The organism is Methylobacterium currus (assembly GCF_003058325.1).
Taxonomy (GTDB): Bacteria; Pseudomonadota; Alphaproteobacteria; order Rhizobiales; family Beijerinckiaceae; genus Methylobacterium; species Methylobacterium currus.
Map to the genome: position 1 here is coordinate 1,956,506 of NZ_CP028843.1, position 16,203 is coordinate 1,972,708.

Genomic DNA, 16,203 nt, shown 5'->3' on the forward strand with positions numbered 1-16,203 from the left:
GTGCGCCATGGCATGGACAGGCTCGTCACGCGCGATCGGCGCATCTGAACGGTGAACAGCCGCCCCCAGCCCCCGCTCGATCCGCGCGTCGGCGCGCTCCTCGCCGAGATCGCGGCCCAGGACGGCGCGGCCCTGCACCGGGACGGCCGGCCCCTCGACCTGCGCGCGGCGGATCTGAGCCGCGCCCGCCTCGCGCCGCTCGCCGGTGACGCGGCATGGTGGGACGCCGACCGCCAGGGCCTGAACCTCGCCGGGGCCGAGATCGCCGGCAGCGACCTGGAGCAGGCCGACCTCACCGGCGCCACCCTGAAGCGCGCCCGGCTGACCGGGGCGATGGCCCGGTCGGCGGATTTCTCCGCGGCGCTGATCGAGGAGGCCGATTTCGGCAAGGCCGATCTCAGCGGCGCCCGCTTCACCGGCGTGGCCGGCGGCCAGGCCGACTTCACCGAGGCGATGCTGGAGGATGCGAGCTTCCGGGACGCCGCCCTACGCTTCGCCCGCCTGCCCCGCAGCCTGCTCGACGGCGCGGATTTTTCCGGCGCCGACCTGTGGGGCGCCGATTTCACCGGGGCCGACGCCGACTACACCCGGTTTCGCGGCGCCCGCCTCGACGAGGTGAACCTCTCCGACACCAACCTGACCCACGCCGATTTCGAGGGCGCGAGCCTGACCAAGGCGCGGCTCGCGGGCTCGCGCCTGCGCAGCGCCAAGCTGAGCGGCGCCAAGCTCGACGGGGCCGATCTCTCCGGCGCCGACCTGTCGGCCGCGACGCTCGTGCGGCTCGACCTCTCCTCCTGCTCCTTGCGCCACGCGCGCTTCGCCGGCGCCTGGCTCAACGGCACGCGCTTCCGCGCGGCGCAGATCGGCGAGGCGGTGGGCGAGGAGGTTGACGGCGATTACGAGGCGGCCAAGGCGAGCTACCTCGCCCTGGAGCAGAATTTCGAGAGCATCGGCAGCCGCGACGAGGCCGGCTGGGCCTATCGCCGGCGGCGTCGGATGGGCCGCCTGCATGCCGGGGTGCAGTTCCGCAACGCCTGGCGCGACCGCGACCGCGGCGGCGTGCTGCGCCACGGCTATCGCTGGCTCGCCGACCGCTTCGTCGAGTGGCTGTGCGATTACGGCGAGAGCCTGTCGCGGCTGTTTCGCGCCTTCGCGGTGCTGATCGTGGTGTTCGCCGGGCTGTTCGGCCTCGCCGGCGGCCTGATTCCGGAGGGAAGCGGTGCGCCGACCTACAACGCCCTCGATCTCCTGAGCTACAGCGCCCTCAACATGATGACGGCGAACCCGCCGGAAATCGGCATCAAGCCGGTCGGCCGGTTCACCAACCTGCTCGTCGGGGTGCAGGGCGGGACCGGGATCGTGCTGATGGGGCTGTTCGGCTTCGTGCTGGGGAACCGGCTGCGGCGGTGAGGCGGCAGGGCCGCCCGCCTCTGCCCCTCTCAACCCGCCTCCACCACCATCGGCAGGTCCGCGGGCGGCGCGTAGGCGGCGAGATCGAGCACCCACCGCCCCTCGCCGTCCGGCCCGGGGGCGTCGGCCGTGAAGCCGAGGCGCGGATAGAGATCCGCCACCATCCCGTTGCGCCCGCTCGGGCGGAAGATGCCGACGAGGCGCCGGGCGCCCCGGCGCGCGGCCTCCGCTGCCAGGACCGCGAGGGTGCCCTCCTCGACCCGCCGCCCGATCACGCGGCAGCTCATCAGCCAGGTCTCGATCACGAGGTCGTCGCCGGCGAGCCGCCCGATCGCGACCGCGATGACGCCGTTGTCGCCGAGCCGGTCGGTGAGGCGCAATTGCAGCGTGAGGGCGGCCGGATCCTCGATCAGCGCCGCGGCCTCGGCCTCGCGCAGGCGCCGGGTGGTGAGGTTGAACTGGTTGGTCTTGTTGACGAGCTGGACGATGCGTGGGAGCCCGAGCGCGTCGAACGGGCGCCCGACGAGCCGCATGCCGAGCCCCGCCAGGGTGGCGGCGAGGTCCGTGCTGCCGAGGATCCGGCGCGCGCCGTCCCGCGCGTAGGCGCGGGCGCGCCCGCGATCCTCGTCGGTCAGGGTCACGGCCTCGAAATAGCCCGCATCCGACAGGCAGCGGGCGACGAGCGCCGGCTCGTCGGGCACTTCCGGCACCGCCACCATCGGCAGGTGCTCGCGCACCAGGGCGCGCTCGAACGGGTTGTCGTCGACGAAGACCAGGGCGTCGAGGCCGAGCCGGAGTTCGCCTGCGATGCGCCGGAGGTTCGTCGCCTTGTCGTCCCAGTTCGCCACGACGACGGCGAAGTCGGAGAGCTGCAGGAGCATGTCGGGATGCTCGGCGAAGGGCCGCCGGGCCAGATCGGGATCGTTCTTCGAGCAGATGGCGAGCACGATGCCCCGGTGCGCCAGGTCGCGGGCGTAGGATTGGAGCGCCAGGAACGATTCGCCCGCCGCGCTGCCCTGCCCGACGACGAGGCCGGCGAGCCCGTCCTCGCCGATCGTCCCGCCCCAGAGCGTGTCGTCGAGGTCGAGCACCAGGGCCTTCGCCGAGCGGCCGAGGCGGGCGCCGACGAGCCGGGCGACGAGGTCGCCGTAGAGCGGGCCGGCGGCCGGCGTCACCGCCTGGCGGGCCCGCAGCCACAGGGCCGGATCGTGCCAGGTGTCGAGGCCCCAGCGCGCGACGGCGTCGTCGAGGGCGAGGAGGTCGACGCCGTCCTCGGCCGCGGCATTCCGGAGGGCGGCGTTGAGACGCGCGGTGCGGGCGGCGAGCGAGCCCGGCATCCGGTGCTCGTTGCTCCCCATCAGGGGAAGAGCGGTCGGCAGCAGCGCCTGCTGGATCACCGTGCAGCCATGCGCCGCCCGCGCCCGCGCCCAGAGGGATCTCAGCCGGTCGAGCGCGTCGGCGATGCTCGCGGCCTCCGGGCCGGCGGCGGGGTCGCCCGGGCCGAGGAGATCGGCGGAATCGACGGCAAGGAGCACGACATCGGGCCGGAGCGCGCGTAGATGCGCGCCGTCGATCTCCTGGCGGTACTGGCCGTAGGCACCCTCGGACACGATGAGCCGGAGATCGCGGCGCAACGCCCCGACCCGGATCCCGGCGGCGAGATGCGCGAGCGTCGAGGAGCCGAGGAGCGCGAGCCGCACGGCCGGGCCGGACGGAGACCCCGCCGGGAAGCGCCGCTCCACGATCCGGTCGAGCCGGTTGGTCCGCGCCGGGTCGAGGCGGGTGCGGGACAGCGCCACCAGGGCGTCCCAGGCCTGCGCGTCGGGCAGGGCCTCCGCCGCGGCGAGGCGCGCGGCGAAGTCCAGCGGCGGCTCGGGAAGCCAGGAGAGATCGGCCGTCAAAGCGCGTCCTTGGGCGCCTTGCGGGCGATCAGGGCGGCAAGATCGCCGACGCGCGCCAGCCCGTCGGCCTCGCCTGTGGTGAGCTTGATGCGAAACCGCGCCTCGACCGCGATGATCAGCTCGATCATCCGGGTCGAGTCCCAGCCCTCGATGTCCTCGGCGGTCAGGTCCGGCGTGAGCCGGACCGGCTCGCCGAACACCTCCTCGAACAGCGGACCCAGCGCCGCCAGCGCAACGTCCTCGGTCATGGTGCGGGTCCTTCGATCGATGCAGGGCTGTCCAGGGAAGCCTCCTTCGAAGGTCGGGCGGGGACCCCCTCTCCCACACCTTGCAGCGATCCCGGGCAAGCCCAGGACCGCCTGGAAAGAAGGATCCAGCGTCTCGTCCTGCCCCGAACAGCCCTATGGTCGCCTGGCCTGGATCTAGCGCGAATGACCGCCCGCGCGCGAGCCGTGCCCTGCGCGCCGGGGTGGCCTGCCCGCTGGCGTCTTGCACGGCTTGGCCAAGTTGCTAGCTCACGCTCATAAGAATCCCGGAGAGCCCCGGCATGAACGCCCGTCCCGACGCCCGCGACTTCGCCACTCCGCAGAAATTCGGCATCGGCCAGCCGGTGCCGCGGGCCGAGGACCCGGTTCTGGTGCGGGGCGAGGGCCGCTACACCGACGACCTCGCCCTCGACGGCCAGGCCTACGGCGTCTTCGTGCGAAGCCCGATCGCCCACGGCCACCTGCGCGGTATCGACGCGGAGGCCGCGCTGGCGATGCCCGGCGTGCTCGCGGTGATCACCGCCGCCGACCTCGACGGGTACGGCACGATCGGCAACGCCCTGCCGTTCAAGAACCAGGACGGCACGCCGATGCGCAAGCCGGCCCATCCCTCCCTCAGCCTCGACCGGGTGCGCTATGTCGGCGAGCCGGTCGCCCTGGTGGTGGCCGAGACCCTGGCCGAGGCGCGGGACGCCGCGGAGGCGGTGGTGCTCGACATCGAAGACCTGCCCGTCGTGACGACGCCCGACGAGGCCGCCGCCGAGGGCGCCCCCCTCCTCCACGACGACGCGCCCGGCAACCTCGCCCTCGACTTCCGCACCGGCGACCAGGCAGCGACGGAGGCGGCCTTCGCCAGGGCGGCCCACGTCGCTTCCCTCGACCTCCTCAACAACCGCCTCGTCATCAACCCGATGGAGCCGCGCTCCGCGATCGGCGTCTACGAGCCGCAGGCTGGGCGTTTCACGCTTCATGTCGGCTCGCAGGGGGTGTTCGGCCTGCGCAACAACCTCGCCGACGGCGTGCTGAAGCAGCCGCGCGACAAGGTGCGGGTGCTCACCGGCAATGTCGGCGGCTCGTTCGGCATGAAGGCGCCGGTCTACCCGGAATACCTGCCGCTCCTGGAGGCCGCCAAGCGCCTCGGCCGGCCGGTGAAGTGGACCGACCTGCGCTCCGAGAGCTTCCTGTCCGACCATCACGGCCGCGACGTCGCGGTGACGGCGGATCTCGCCCTCGATGCCGAGGGCCATCTCCTCGCCTTCCGGGTCAAGGGCCGCGCCAATATGGGCGGCTACCTCAACCCGCTGGCGCCCTTGTTCCAGACCGTGAACATCGCCCGCAACATGGTCGGCGTGTACCGCACCCCCGTCTTCGACGTGGAGGTCGCCTGCCTGTTCACCAACACCACGCCGATCGGCGCCTACCGGGGCGCCGGGCGGCCCGAGGGCAACTACTTCATCGAGCGCCTCATCGACACCGCCGCCGCCGAGATGAACCTCGACCGGGTGGAGCTGCGCCGCCGCAACCACATCCGCCCGGCCGACATGCCCTACAAGGCCCCGTCCGGCCTCACCTATGACAGCGGCGACTTCCCGGCGGTGCTCGACCGGGCCCTGGCAGCCGCCGACTGGGACGGGTTCGCAGGCCGGCGCGCCGAGAGCGAGGCGAAGGGCAAGCTCCGGGGCATCGGCATCGGCGACTACCTCGAGATCACGGCTCCGCCGCAGAACGAGATGGGCGGCATCCGCTTCGAGGCCGACGGCACGGTGACGATCGTCACCGGCACCCTCGATTACGGCCAGGGCCACCTGACGCCCTTCGCCCAGGTGCTGCACGACCGGCTCGGCATCCCGCTCGACCGCATCCGCCTGCTCCAGGGCGACAGCGACCAGCTCATCGCCGGCGGCGGTACCGGCGGCTCGAAGTCGCTGATGGCGAGCGGCACGGCCCTGGTGGAAGCGGGCGACCTCGTGATCGCCAAGGGCCGCGAGGCTGCGGCCTCGGTGCTCGAGGCCGGTCCCGCCGACATCGAGTTCCGCGAGGGCCGCTTCACCATCGCGGGCACCGACAGGGGCATCGGCCTCCTGGAGCTCGCCGCCAAGGTGCGGGCGGGCCTCCCCGACCCGGCGGCGCCCAAAAGCCTCGACGTCGCCCACACCCACAAGGAATCGCCCTCGGCCTTCCCGAACGGCTGCCACGTCGCCGAGGTCGAGGTCGATCCGGAGACCGGCGTCGCGACGGTCGTGCGCTACACCACCGTCAACGATTTCGGCACGCTGGTGAACCCGATGCTGGTCGAGGGCCAGCTCCATGGCGGCGTGGTCCAGGGCATCGGCCAGGCGCTGATGGAGCGCACGGCCTATGACGAGCAGGGCCAGCTCGTGACCGGCTCGTTCATGGATTACTGCCTGCCCCGGGCCTCCGACGCGCCGTTCATGGGCTTCGAGAGCCACGCGGTGCCCGCCACCACCAACCCGCTCGGGGTGAAGGGCTGCGGCGAGGCGGGCTGCGCCGGCTCGCTGCCGTCGGTGATGAACGCCCTCGTCGATGCCCTGCGTCCCCGCGGCATCCGCCACATCAACATGCCGGCGACGCCGCAGGCGATCTGGTCGGCGCTGCAAGAGACGGGGGATGCCGCGTGAGCGGGCCCGTGACCCTGGCGGCGCAGGCCCGTGTCGATACGGCGAATGGGAGCCGCTACCTGACCCAGCTGTGCAAGCACTGGAGCCACAAGTTCCCCGACACGACGGTCTCGCCGGAGCGCGGGGTGGTGCCGTTCGGGGAGGGCCGTCTTTTCACCGCCGAGGCCGACCCGGAGGGCCTGACCCTGCGGGTCGAGGCGCCGGACCTCGAGGCACTGACCCGGATGCAGGGCGTGGTGGCCGAGCACCTCGCCCGCTTCGCCTTCCGGGAGGATCTGGGCGGCATCGCCTGGACGCGGGTGGGGTGAGACCCCACACTTGGGGCGTCCAGCACAGGCTTCGTCCGCAGGAGACGACATTCGCATGAGCACGCACGACGCCCGCCTCGACCGGCTCGCCGAGGTCGCCGTGAGGGTCGGGCTCGGGCTCCGGCCCGGGCAGGAATTGGTGATGACGGCGCCCCTCGAGGCGCTGCCGCTCGCCCGCCGCATCACCGTCCAGGCCTACAAGGCCGGCGCCTCGGTGGTGACGACCTTGCTCGCCGACGACCAGGCGACGCTGGCGCGCTTCGAGCACGGCCACGACGACGCCTTCGACCGCGCCGCCGGCTGGCTCTACGAGGGCATGGCGAGCGCCTATCGCGGCGGTGCCGCACGGCTCGCCATCTCGGGCGACGACCCGTCGCTGCTCGCCGGCCAGGACCCGGACAAGGTGGCCCGCGCCAACCGCGCCCGGTCGAAAGCCTACATGCCGGCCCTGGAGCAGATCGCCAACTTCGCCACCAACTGGACCATCGTCTCGGCGGCGACGCCGGCCTGGGCCCGCACGGTGTTCCCGGAGCTGCCCGAGGACGAGGCGGTCGCCCGGCTGTGGGACGCGATCTTTTCCGCCTCGCGGGTCGACGGGCCGGATCCGGTCGGTGCTTGGGAGGCCCACAACCGGGCGCTCAGCGACCGCACCCGCTCTCTCAATGAGCGCCGCTACGCCGCCCTGCACTTCCGCGGCCCCGGCACCGACCTGACCGTCGGGCTGGCCGACGATCACGAATGGTGCGGCGGCGCCACCACGGCGAAGAACGGGATCACCTGCAACGCCAACATCCCGACCGAGGAGGTCTTCACCACCCCGCACAAGATGCGGGTGCAGGGCTATGTCAGCGCGACGAAGCCCCTCTCCTACCAGGGCACGCTGATCGACGGGATCGCGGTGCGCTTCGAGGAGGGCCGCATCGTCGAATCGCGGGCCCGCACCGGAGCCGACGTGCTGGCGAAGGTGATCGACACCGACGAGGGCGCGCGCCGCCTCGGCGAGGTCGCGCTGGTGCCGGCCTCCTCGCCGATCTCGGCCTCGGGGCTCCTGTTCTGCAACACCCTCTACGACGAGAACGCGGCGAGCCACATCGCGCTCGGCCAGGCCTACAGCAAGTGTTTTCGCAATGGCGGCGCCGGCCTGAGCGAGCAGGACCTGACTGCGCGCGGCGCCAACCGCAGCCTGATCCATATCGACTGGATGATCGGCTCGGCCGAGGTCGACGTCGACGGGGTGACGCCGGAGGGTCGGTCCGAGCCGCTGATGCGCCGGGGCGAGTGGGTCGACTGACGACCCGTCAGCCGACGAAGATGAGGCGTTTGCCGCGATTCTCGCCGCGGTAGAGCGAGGCGATCGCGCCGGGGGCGGTCTCGATGCCCTCGGAGATGTCCTCGTCGAGGGTGATGCGGCCTTGGCCGTACCACTCCGCCAGCTCCGCCACCGCCTCCTCGAACCGGGCCTTGTGGTCGAGGACCACGAAACCGCTCCAGACGAGGCGCCGGGTCAGGATCTCGCGCTCGACGCGGGGCCCGGTCGGCGTCTCGGTCCAGCTCGCGACCGAGGCGGTGCCGCACTGGACGATCCGACCGCCGACCGCCATCCGGCGGATCGCCGCGTCGAGAATCGGGCCGCCGACATTGTCGAAATAGACGTCGACGCCGTCCGGTGCCTCCCGGGCAAGCGCGGCGGCCCAGTCCTCCGTGCGGTAGTTGTAGGCGGCCGCATACCCGAACGCCTCGCGGCAGCGGGCGACCTTGGCCTCATTGCCGGTGAGCCCGATCGGGCGGCAGCCGAGGTTGCGGGCGATCTGGCCGACGAGGCTGCCGACGGCGCCGGCGGCGGTCGAGACCATCACCGTCTCTCCGGATCGCGGCCGGCCGAGCACGATCAGCCCCAGATAGGCGGTGAGCCCGTTGAGGCCGAGCAGGCCCGCATGAGCCGAGAGCGGCACCGCCTCGGCACAGCGCCGGAAGATCGCCGAGACCGGCACGGCGGCGTAATCCTGCCAGCCGAACCAGCCGTACAGGATCTCGCCTTCGGCGACGCCGGGGCTGTTCGAGCGCACCACGATCCCGACCGCCAGCGCCCGCATCGGCCCGCCGAGGGGCACGGGCTGCGAATAGTTGGCCTCCGCGCTGGCCCAGCCGCGCTGAGCCGGATCGACCGAGAGATAGAGGTTGCGCACCAGGATCTCGCCCGGACCCGGCTCGGGCACCGGGACGGCGTCGAGGCTGAAATCGTCGGGTTGCGGGATGCCGGTCGGTCGGCGGGCGAGCAGGACCCGCCGGTTGCGCGCGGGCAGGGTGTAGGCGGGAATGTCGGTCGGTCCGGTCAAGCGCGTCTCCTCCTGGCGGCGCATTCTTCCGGCGCCGCTCCATCCCATTCGCGACCTCACCCTGAGGCGGTGAACGGGATCGACTCTGTCATCGAGGTCGAACAGACTCTCACAAGCCCGGTCCCTTGGCAGCCCCGAGGATCCGCCCCGGCCCGTTATTCTCGGCCTGGAGCACCACGACGTAGGAATCGGCATCGGCGACCGCCAGCGCGGCACGGGGCACCTCGTAATGGGCCGACGCGCCGCGCCAGGAGCCGACATGGTGCATGCCCCGCACCACGTTGCGGTAGGTGACGGTGCGGCCGCGATTCTCGCCGCGCCCGATCGCGACCTCGCGGGTGCGGGCGACCGGCAGCAGCCAGACTTCGGCGGTGCGGCCGGCCTCGCGGCCTGCGCCGACCTCGATCACGATCCGGTCCTGGGCGGCCTCGCTATGGATCGGCACCGGCAGGCTCGCCGCGGTGCCGGGATCGCGGATGCTGCGCTCCAGAGCCGCCCGGTCGGAGCCGACCACCGTCGCGGCGCCGTTCACCACCGCCTGCGGGGTGAAGACCTGCCGGTCTCCGCGCATGCCCGCATAGGCGCGCTGGCGCGCGGTGAACGAGGTGCTGGCCAGCGTGTCCTTCCAGCCGAGATAGTCCCAGTAGGTCACCGGCAGGGTCAGGGCGATCACGCCCGGATCGCGCGCCAGCTCGTTCACCAGGCGGTCCGCCGGCGGGCAGGCGGAGCAGCCCTGGCTCGTGAACAGCTCGACCACCGCCCGCGGCGAAGCCTCCTCGGCACGCGCCGCCGGGCCGAGAAGGCCGAGGCAGGCCGGGACCAGGCCGGCGAGCAGGCGGTGGGAGGGGGCACGCATCATGCGTCATCAACACCCGGGCGGCGGGCGGAGAGAAGTCACGTTAGCTTGAGGCCTGGGACTGCGGGAGGGGGGTGGCGGGTGCCGGGGCGGCCGCACGGGGCAGCATCGCCGGGCGCCAGCGCCGGTGCATCCACAGCCACTGCTCGGGCTGCTCGCGCACCCACCCGGCGATCACGTCGCTCATCGCCTGCATGGCACCCCGCACGTCGACCGCCCCGCTCGCGTCCCGCGGCAGGTCGAGGGCGGGGGTCAGCTCCAGGCGGAACCGGTCGCCCGGCAGCCGGATCACCCGGACCCCGTGGACCGGGCAATCGTAGTGCCGGGCGAGCTTGGCCAGCAGCGGGTTGACGAGGGCCGGATGCCCGAGGAAATCCACCACCACGCCGCGGGTGAAGTGCTGGTCGACCAGCATGCCGAGATGGCCGCCGCGCTCCACCACCCCCTGCATCGCGAAGGCGGCGCCCGGCCCGGCCGCGGTCAGGCCGCCCATCGTGGCGCGGCGCACCTCCTGCACCAGCTGGGCCGCGGCCGGGCTGTTCGGCGGGCGGAAGACCGCGCTCGCCTCCAGGCCGAAGCGGGCGGCGCAGATCGCCGGCAGCTCCCAATTGCCGAGATGGGCCGAGAAGATCAGCCCCGGCTTGCCGTCGTCGCGCAAACCGAAGAAATGCTCGATGCCCTCGACCTCGATCCGTCCCGGCGTCGTGGCGGAGGGATCGTAGTCGAAGATCTCGGCGAGATGGGCGTACTCGGCCCCGGTGCGGCCGAGATTGTCCCAGGACCCGAGCGCGATGGCGGCGATCTCGGTCTCGCTCTTCTCCGGGAACGATTGGCGCAGGTTCTTGAGCGCCGTGCGGTGCGAGGGCAGCCGGGGCCCGATCGCCCGGGCGATCGCCGCCCCCGCCGCCGCGGCACGGGCCGGGCCGAGCCGGCGGGCCAGCCCGAACAGGGCGCGCACCAGGAAGACCATCGGCAGGCCGGCGAGGCGGGACAGGGCGCGGTAGAGCCTCAGCTTCAGGCGCAGCACGACGATCTCACGAAGCATTCCGGGGCAGGAGGACGACGGCAAACAGGCGGAATCGCGCAGGATCGTCGCGCCCTGCACGTCGCCTCTTCTCCTGCCCGACCGGTTTGCGCAAGAGCGCGCGGGTCACGCCCGCGCACTTCTTGCAAGATCGTGCCGTTCAGGGCGTCACAGCGTGACGAGGATCTTGCCGAACACCTTGCGCGACTCGAGCCGCTCCAAGCCTTGCGCGAAATCGGCCAGCGGCAGCACGGTGTCGATCACCGGGTTCATCCCATCCGCCATCTTGGCGAGCGCGTCGCGGATGTTGGCGATGCGGCAGCCGAACGAGCCGGTGATGCGGTATTGCTGCTGAAAAAGCTGCATCAGGTTCATGGTGGTGGAGACGCCGGAGGTCGACCCGCAGGTGACGAGGCGCCCGCCGCGCTTCAGGCAGAGCAGCGAGCCGTTCCAGGTCTCGGGCCCGACATGCTCGAAGACGACGTCGACGCCCTTGCGCTTCGTCGCCTTGCGCACCTCGCCCTCGAAGCGCTCCGTGCGGTAGTTGATGACGTGGTCGGCCCCGAGGGCCTTCGCCTTCTCGCCCTTGGCGTCGTCGCCCACGGTGGTGAACACCGTGCAGCCGATCGCCTTCGCCATCTTGATCGCGGTCGTGCCGATGCCCGAGCCGCCGGCATGGACCAGGATGGTCTCGCCGGGCTCGAGCTTCGCGTTGTCGAACAGCATGTGCTGCACCGTGCCGAAGGCGACCGGCGCGCAGGCCGCATCGGTGAAGCTCACGGCGTCGGGCACCCGCACGACGAGGCGCGCCGGCAGGTTGACGCAATCGCGGGCGAAGCCGTCGACGTGGAAGCCGAGCACCCCGCCGACCTCCTCGCAGAGGTTGTCGCGGCCCTCGCGGCAGGCGCGGCACCGGCCGCAGGTGAGCGCGCCGTAGGGCGCCACCTTGTCGCCGACGCTCAAGCCCTCGACGCCCTCGCCGAGCGCGGCGATCTCGCCGGCGGCCTCGGCCCCGACGGTGAGCGGCAGCTTGCGCTTGGCGAAGGCCATGCCGCGAAAGCCCCACACGTCGATGAAGTTGAGGCCCACGGCGCGCACCCGGATCTGCACCTCGCCGGGGCCGGGGGGATCGAGGTCCGGGACCTCGATCAGGCGCAGGTCGCGGTCGCCGAAAAGCTGGAGGGCTTTCATCAGGGTCCTATCGTGTCTCGCGGGACGGTCTCGCGCACTCGACCCGCGGCGCAGGCGCGATGGTCCAAGGCTGTCGCGGTCCCCCCTCTCCCGTGTGGGAGAGGGGTCAGGGGTGAAGGCGGCTCGGGTTCAGAACACACACCAAGCGTCGAGCTGCGCAGCTCGACGGTCCAGGGTCATTGCGGAAGCCGAGCCACCCTCACCCCTACCCCTCTCCCGCACGGGAGAGGCGATCCCGCGCCAATGTCTCGAACGGGACTTAGACCGACGGAACCAAGACGACAACGCCGCCTCATTCCGGCGTCAGGTACCGCCGCCGCGCCCAGCCGACGATCGGGCCGAGCTTCACCCGGCACCAGGTCAGCCCGCTCGGGGTGTCGTTGGTGCAGCCGAAGCCGCGCAAGCGGCCCCGGGACGGGGCCTGGCCGAGGGCCGGCGAATCGGCGTCCGGCGCCTCGCGGATGCTGAGCGTGTCGCCCGGGGGCAGCCCCTCGACCCGGAAGAACTCGAGTCTCCCGAAATCCTGCGCCTGGACCGACGCCGGAACGAGGAGGAAGGCCGCCGCCGCGGCGGCGCGCGCGAGAGGGTGCCGCATGGTCCGTTTCGTCAGCTGCGGTGGATGCCCATCATCGCGGTGAGCCCGCCATCCACCGGCAGCACCGCGCCGGTGATGTAGCCCGCCCCGGGGCTCAGCAGGAATGCGACCAGATCGGCCACCTCCGCCGGTGCGGCGAAGCGCCCGGCCGGGATCTGCTTCTCCATCCCGGCGCGATGGGCGGCGTAGGGCGCCATCATGTCGGTGTCGATGAAGCCGGGCGCCACCACGTTGACGGTCACGCCGCGCCGCGCCGATTCGATCGCCAGCGTCCGGCAATAGGCGATGAGCGCGCCCTTGGTGGCGGCGTAGGCCGCGTTGCCCGGATTGGCCCGGAGTGCCGCCACCGAGCCGATCGCCACGATGCGCCCGGCCTTGGCCCGGGTCATCGGCCGCACCAGGGCCTTGGCGAGGCGGGTGAGCGACCAGAAATTGACCTGCATCGCCGCCTCGGCGCGGTCCTGGTCGAGCACCGCCGCGAGGCTGTCGCAGGGCTGGCCGGCATTGTGGACGAGGCCGAAGAGCGCCTCGCCCTCCATCACGGCGCAGAAATCGTCGAGCGCCGCCTTGTCGGCGAGGTCGAGCGGGTGGGGCCGCATCCGCTGCGCGGGATGGAGGGCGGTCAGCTCCAGCGCCAGCGCCTCGGCCGCCTCCCGCGAGCCCCGATAGGTGAAGTCGACGTCGTGGCCCGAGGCCGCGAGCGCCCGGACGATCTCGGCGCCGAGGCCCCGCCCGCCCCCGGTGACAAGGACGCGCCGGTTGTGCGACGTCGTGCCCATGCCTTGCGTGCTCATACCGGCTCCGCCCCGAACACCAGGCAGGTATTCTGGCCGCCGAAGCCGAAGGAGTTCGACAGGACCGTCGTCACCGGCACGTCCCGGGCGGTCGTGACCACGTCGAGGGGGATGGCCGGATCGGGCACGGCGTAGTTCAGGGTCGGGGGGACCCGGCCATGCGCGATGGTCAGGAGCGAGAACGCCGCCTCGACCGCGCCGGCGGCGGTGAGCGTATGGCCGATCATCGACTTGTTGGACGAGATCGGCACGCCGCGCATGCGCTCTCCGAACACCGCGAGGCAGCCCATCGCCTCCATCTTGTCGTTCTCCGGCGTGCCGGTGCCGTGGGCGTTCACCGTGTCGATCCGGTCGGGATGCAGGCCGGCATCGTCGAGGGCCGCCCGGATCGCCGCGACGACCGGCGCGCCGTCGGGGCTCGAACGGGTGCGGTGGAAGCCGTCGCCCTTCTCGCCGCAGCCGAGCACGTAGCCGAGGATGCGGGCGCCCCGGGCCCGGGCGCGTGCGGCATCCTCGAGCACCAGGGCGGCGGCGCCCTCGCCCATCACGAAGCCGTCGCGGTTCTTGGCGAAGGGCTTGGAGGCGGCCTCCGGCGGGTCGTTCTGGGTCGAGAGGGCGGAGAGCAGCGAGAACCGGATCAGCGATTCCGGGTTCACCGAGCCGTCGGTGCCGATGCAGAGCGCCGCCTCGACTTCTCCGCGCCGGATCGCCTCGACACCGAGCTGGATCGCGGTCGCGCCCGACGAGCAGGCGGTCGAGAGCGAGATCGGCGAGCCCTTGGTGCCGAAGCGGTCGGCGATGCGGTCGGCCACCGTGCCGAAGATGAACAGGTCGTGCCAGTCGTCGAAACGCCGGCTGCCTGCGGCCCGCAGCAGGTCGGCATAGGTGACGTCGCCGGTCGTCCCGGCGGCCTCGGCCAGCGCCTGGCGCTGCGGCCACTCGATCTCGACCGGCGGCACCGCCATGAACAGCGCGCCGGGAAAATCGCCCGAGAGGCCAGCCTGCGCCACCGCCTCATCCGCGGCGGCCTCGGCGAAACGCTGGGAGAGGAGCGGCGCCACCATCGGGTCGGCGGCGATGAAGTCGACCGTGCCGGCGATGCGGGTGCGCAGGCCCTCGGTCGGGAAGCGGGTGATGGCGTGGATGCCCGAGCGCCCCGCGGTCAGGGCGGCCCAGTTGTCGGCGACGCCCTGGCCCAGGGAGGTCACCACGCCGATGCCGGTGACCGCCACCAGCGGCCGGCCCATCGCGTCGCGGTCGCGGCTCATCGGCCTTCCCCTGTGGTGGTGACGCGCAGCACGCCCTCGCCCCGGCGATGGCCGACCGCCGTGACGGCGACCTCGCGGGCTTCGCCCCCCGCCACCAGGGCGGCGGCGATGGCGGCGCCGAAGGGCGCGGCGGCCTCCAACGTGTGGCCGGTGAGGTCGCCGAGAGCCCGGACCGGCGCCTGCGGCGCGAGGGTCGTCAGGGCGTCCCGCTCCTCGCCCGTGATGCCGGCGCAGCCGGTGGCGGCCGAGATCACGGCGTCGGGCTCGGCCAGCCCGGCCTTCCGCCAGAGATGCGCCAGGCTGTCCGTGACGCTGCCGTCGCGGCGCCGGGTGCGGTCGCTCGCCACTGCGTCGAGCCGCGCCAGCGCCCGGGCGCCGCGGCTCTCCGCGTGCTCCTCGGCCTCCAGCACCAGGAAGGCGGCGCCGGAGCCGAGGATGAAGCCGGGGGCGTCGCCGCGCGCGAAGACCGGGCGGTAATCGGGTTTGCGGAGAAAGCCGCCCATCTCGTGGATCAGCAGCACGTCGGCCCGCTCGGCGTTGTACGAGCCGCCGACGAGGACGATGTCGAGCTGGCCGGCGGCGATGCGGGCCTGCGCGATGCGCAGCGCATCCACGCCGCTCGATTCCTCGCCCATGAAGGTGCGCGAGGCGCCGGTGACCCCGTGCACGATGGCGATGTTGCCGGCGAGCAGGTTCGAGAGCTGGGCGAGGAAGAGCGTCGGCCGCAGGTCGTTCTGCAGGCGCTCGTTGAGGTAGGGGCCGGGATCGGCCGCGTTGCGCAGGCCGGTCAGGATCTGGCCGTCGACCGCGTAGTCGCGCTCGCCGCCGCCCGCCGCCACCACGAGGTGCATGGCCGCCTTGAGGGCCCCATCCGCCTTGGCGCCGGCCGCGTCGAGGGCGAGGCCGGCGGCGTAGACGCCGAGGCGCTGCCACGGCTCCATCTGCCGCTGATCGGATTTTTTCGGGATCTGCCCGTCGAGGACCAGAGGGGCGACCGGGTGCACCGGATACGGCGCGAAGGTCTCCGCGTCGGTGCGGGGCGCCTTGCCGGCCCGATAGGCCGCGAGATGCGCCTCGACGCCCTCGCCGGCGCAGGAAACGAGCCCCAGGCCCGTGACCACGACGGGACGGGTTTGGACCGTTCGTGTCACGATTCCGCTCCGTCGAGGAGGCCGATGCGGGCGGCGCGCTCGCGCATCGGCGCGTCGAGCCCATCCGGGAACGGCATGGTCTTGAACCGCAATTCGGCGTTGCAGAGCGGCTTGCCCTCGGCCCGGATCGCCGCCTTGGTCACGGCATAGCCCGAGCCGTCATGCTCCAGGCTCGCCTCGACCTCCAGCACGGCGCCGGGGCCGACGAAGGAGCGGAAGCGCGCCTTGTCGACGCCCATCAGGAACGGCATGTGGCTGAACGACGCACGGGCCAGCAGCAGGTAGCCCGAGGCCTGCGCCATCGTCTCGGTGAGGAGCACGCCCGGCACCAGCGGGTGGCCGGGGAAATGCCCCTCGAAGACCGGGCTCGCCATCGGCACGGTGGCGAGCGCCGCGAGGCGCCCGCCTTCGCGGTCGAGGCTCACGACCCGGTCGATCATGTCGAAATATTCGAGGCGCATCCC

Annotated in this window: 15 protein-coding genes; 4 read left to right on the forward strand and 11 right to left on the reverse strand. The window is 72.5% G+C overall.

What is annotated here, in order from left to right:
- Positions 1-51: 51 nt before the first annotated feature.
- On the forward strand, positions 52-1,410 hold the full coding sequence (locus DA075_RS09120; protein WP_099952927.1) for a pentapeptide repeat-containing protein: 1,359 nt from the start codon (positions 52-54) through the stop codon (positions 1,408-1,410).
- Positions 1,411-1,439: 29 nt separating this feature from the next.
- Here the strand turns inward: DA075_RS09120 and DA075_RS09125 are convergent, their stop codons facing one another.
- Positions 1,440-3,311 carry an HAD-IIIC family phosphatase gene (locus DA075_RS09125; RefSeq protein ID WP_099952928.1) on the reverse strand — a complete coding sequence of 624 codons (1,872 nt, stop codon included), beginning with the start codon at positions 3,309-3,311 and terminating at the stop codon, positions 1,440-1,442.
- Complete coding sequence (locus DA075_RS09130) at positions 3,308-3,559, reverse strand: acyl carrier protein (protein ID WP_099952929.1); 252 nt, start codon at positions 3,557-3,559, stop codon at positions 3,308-3,310. The genes DA075_RS09125 and DA075_RS09130 overlap by 4 nt, the downstream gene beginning before the upstream one ends.
- 299 nt (positions 3,560-3,858) lie before the next feature.
- Here DA075_RS09130 and DA075_RS09135 point away from each other — a divergent pair, with 299 nt between their 5' ends.
- The 3 genes from DA075_RS09135 to DA075_RS09145 are packed head-to-tail and all read left to right on the forward strand — an operon-like array spanning position 3,859 to position 7,815.
- Positions 3,859-6,216 carry a xanthine dehydrogenase family protein molybdopterin-binding subunit gene (locus DA075_RS09135; protein ID WP_099952930.1) on the forward strand — a complete coding sequence of 786 codons (2,358 nt, stop codon included), beginning with the start codon at positions 3,859-3,861 and terminating at the stop codon, positions 6,214-6,216.
- A complete protein-coding gene (locus DA075_RS09140) occupies positions 6,213-6,524 on the forward strand; it encodes a DUF2218 domain-containing protein (protein WP_174800078.1) in 312 nt (103 codons plus the stop codon). Before DA075_RS09135 ends, DA075_RS09140 begins: the two co-directional genes overlap by 4 nt.
- Positions 6,525-6,579: 55 nt before the next feature.
- The gene (locus DA075_RS09145) at positions 6,580-7,815 is read left to right on the forward strand and encodes an aminopeptidase (RefSeq protein WP_099952931.1); all 1,236 of its coding nucleotides are present in this window, start codon (positions 6,580-6,582) and stop codon (positions 7,813-7,815) included.
- 7 nt (positions 7,816-7,822) lie between these two features.
- Here DA075_RS09145 and DA075_RS09150 read toward each other — a convergent pair whose 3' ends face one another.
- The 9 genes from DA075_RS09150 to DA075_RS09190 form a co-directional block, all read right to left on the reverse strand.
- Complete coding sequence (locus tag DA075_RS09150; protein ID WP_210207024.1) at positions 7,823-8,860, reverse strand: NADP-dependent oxidoreductase; 1,038 nt, start codon at positions 8,858-8,860, stop codon at positions 7,823-7,825.
- 109 nt (positions 8,861-8,969) lie between these two features.
- Positions 8,970-9,719, reverse strand: coding sequence for a DUF1223 domain-containing protein (locus tag DA075_RS09155; RefSeq protein WP_099952932.1), 750 nt, complete (start codon positions 9,717-9,719; stop codon positions 8,970-8,972).
- 40 nt (positions 9,720-9,759) lie between these two features.
- Complete coding sequence (locus DA075_RS09160; RefSeq protein WP_099956507.1) at positions 9,760-10,743, reverse strand: lipid A biosynthesis lauroyl acyltransferase; 984 nt, start codon at positions 10,741-10,743, stop codon at positions 9,760-9,762.
- 165 nt (positions 10,744-10,908) lie between these two features.
- On the reverse strand, positions 10,909-11,931 hold the full coding sequence (locus DA075_RS09165; protein WP_099952933.1) for a zinc-binding dehydrogenase: 1,023 nt from the start codon (positions 11,929-11,931) through the stop codon (positions 10,909-10,911).
- 292 nt (positions 11,932-12,223) lie between these two features.
- Positions 12,224-12,526 (reverse strand): SH3 domain-containing protein, encoded by a 303-nt coding sequence (locus DA075_RS09170; protein WP_232385844.1) that lies wholly within the window; start codon positions 12,524-12,526, stop codon positions 12,224-12,226.
- Positions 12,527-12,537: 11 nt separating this feature from the next.
- Positions 12,538-13,320 (reverse strand): SDR family NAD(P)-dependent oxidoreductase, encoded by a 783-nt coding sequence (locus DA075_RS09175; RefSeq protein ID WP_232385843.1) that lies wholly within the window; start codon positions 13,318-13,320, stop codon positions 12,538-12,540.
- On the reverse strand, positions 13,317-14,588 hold the full coding sequence (locus DA075_RS09180) for a beta-ketoacyl-ACP synthase (RefSeq protein ID WP_099952935.1): 1,272 nt from the start codon (positions 14,586-14,588) through the stop codon (positions 13,317-13,319). Before DA075_RS09180 ends, DA075_RS09175 begins: the two co-directional genes overlap by 4 nt.
- Positions 14,585-15,739, reverse strand: coding sequence for a beta-ketoacyl-ACP synthase (locus DA075_RS09185; protein WP_099952936.1), 1,155 nt, complete (start codon positions 15,737-15,739; stop codon positions 14,585-14,587). Before DA075_RS09185 ends, DA075_RS09180 begins: the two co-directional genes overlap by 4 nt.
- The gene (locus DA075_RS09190) at positions 15,736-16,200 is read right to left on the reverse strand and encodes a 3-hydroxyacyl-ACP dehydratase FabZ family protein (protein WP_099952937.1); all 465 of its coding nucleotides are present in this window, start codon (positions 16,198-16,200) and stop codon (positions 15,736-15,738) included. Before DA075_RS09190 ends, DA075_RS09185 begins: the two co-directional genes overlap by 4 nt.
- Positions 16,201-16,203 lie beyond the last annotated feature (3 nt).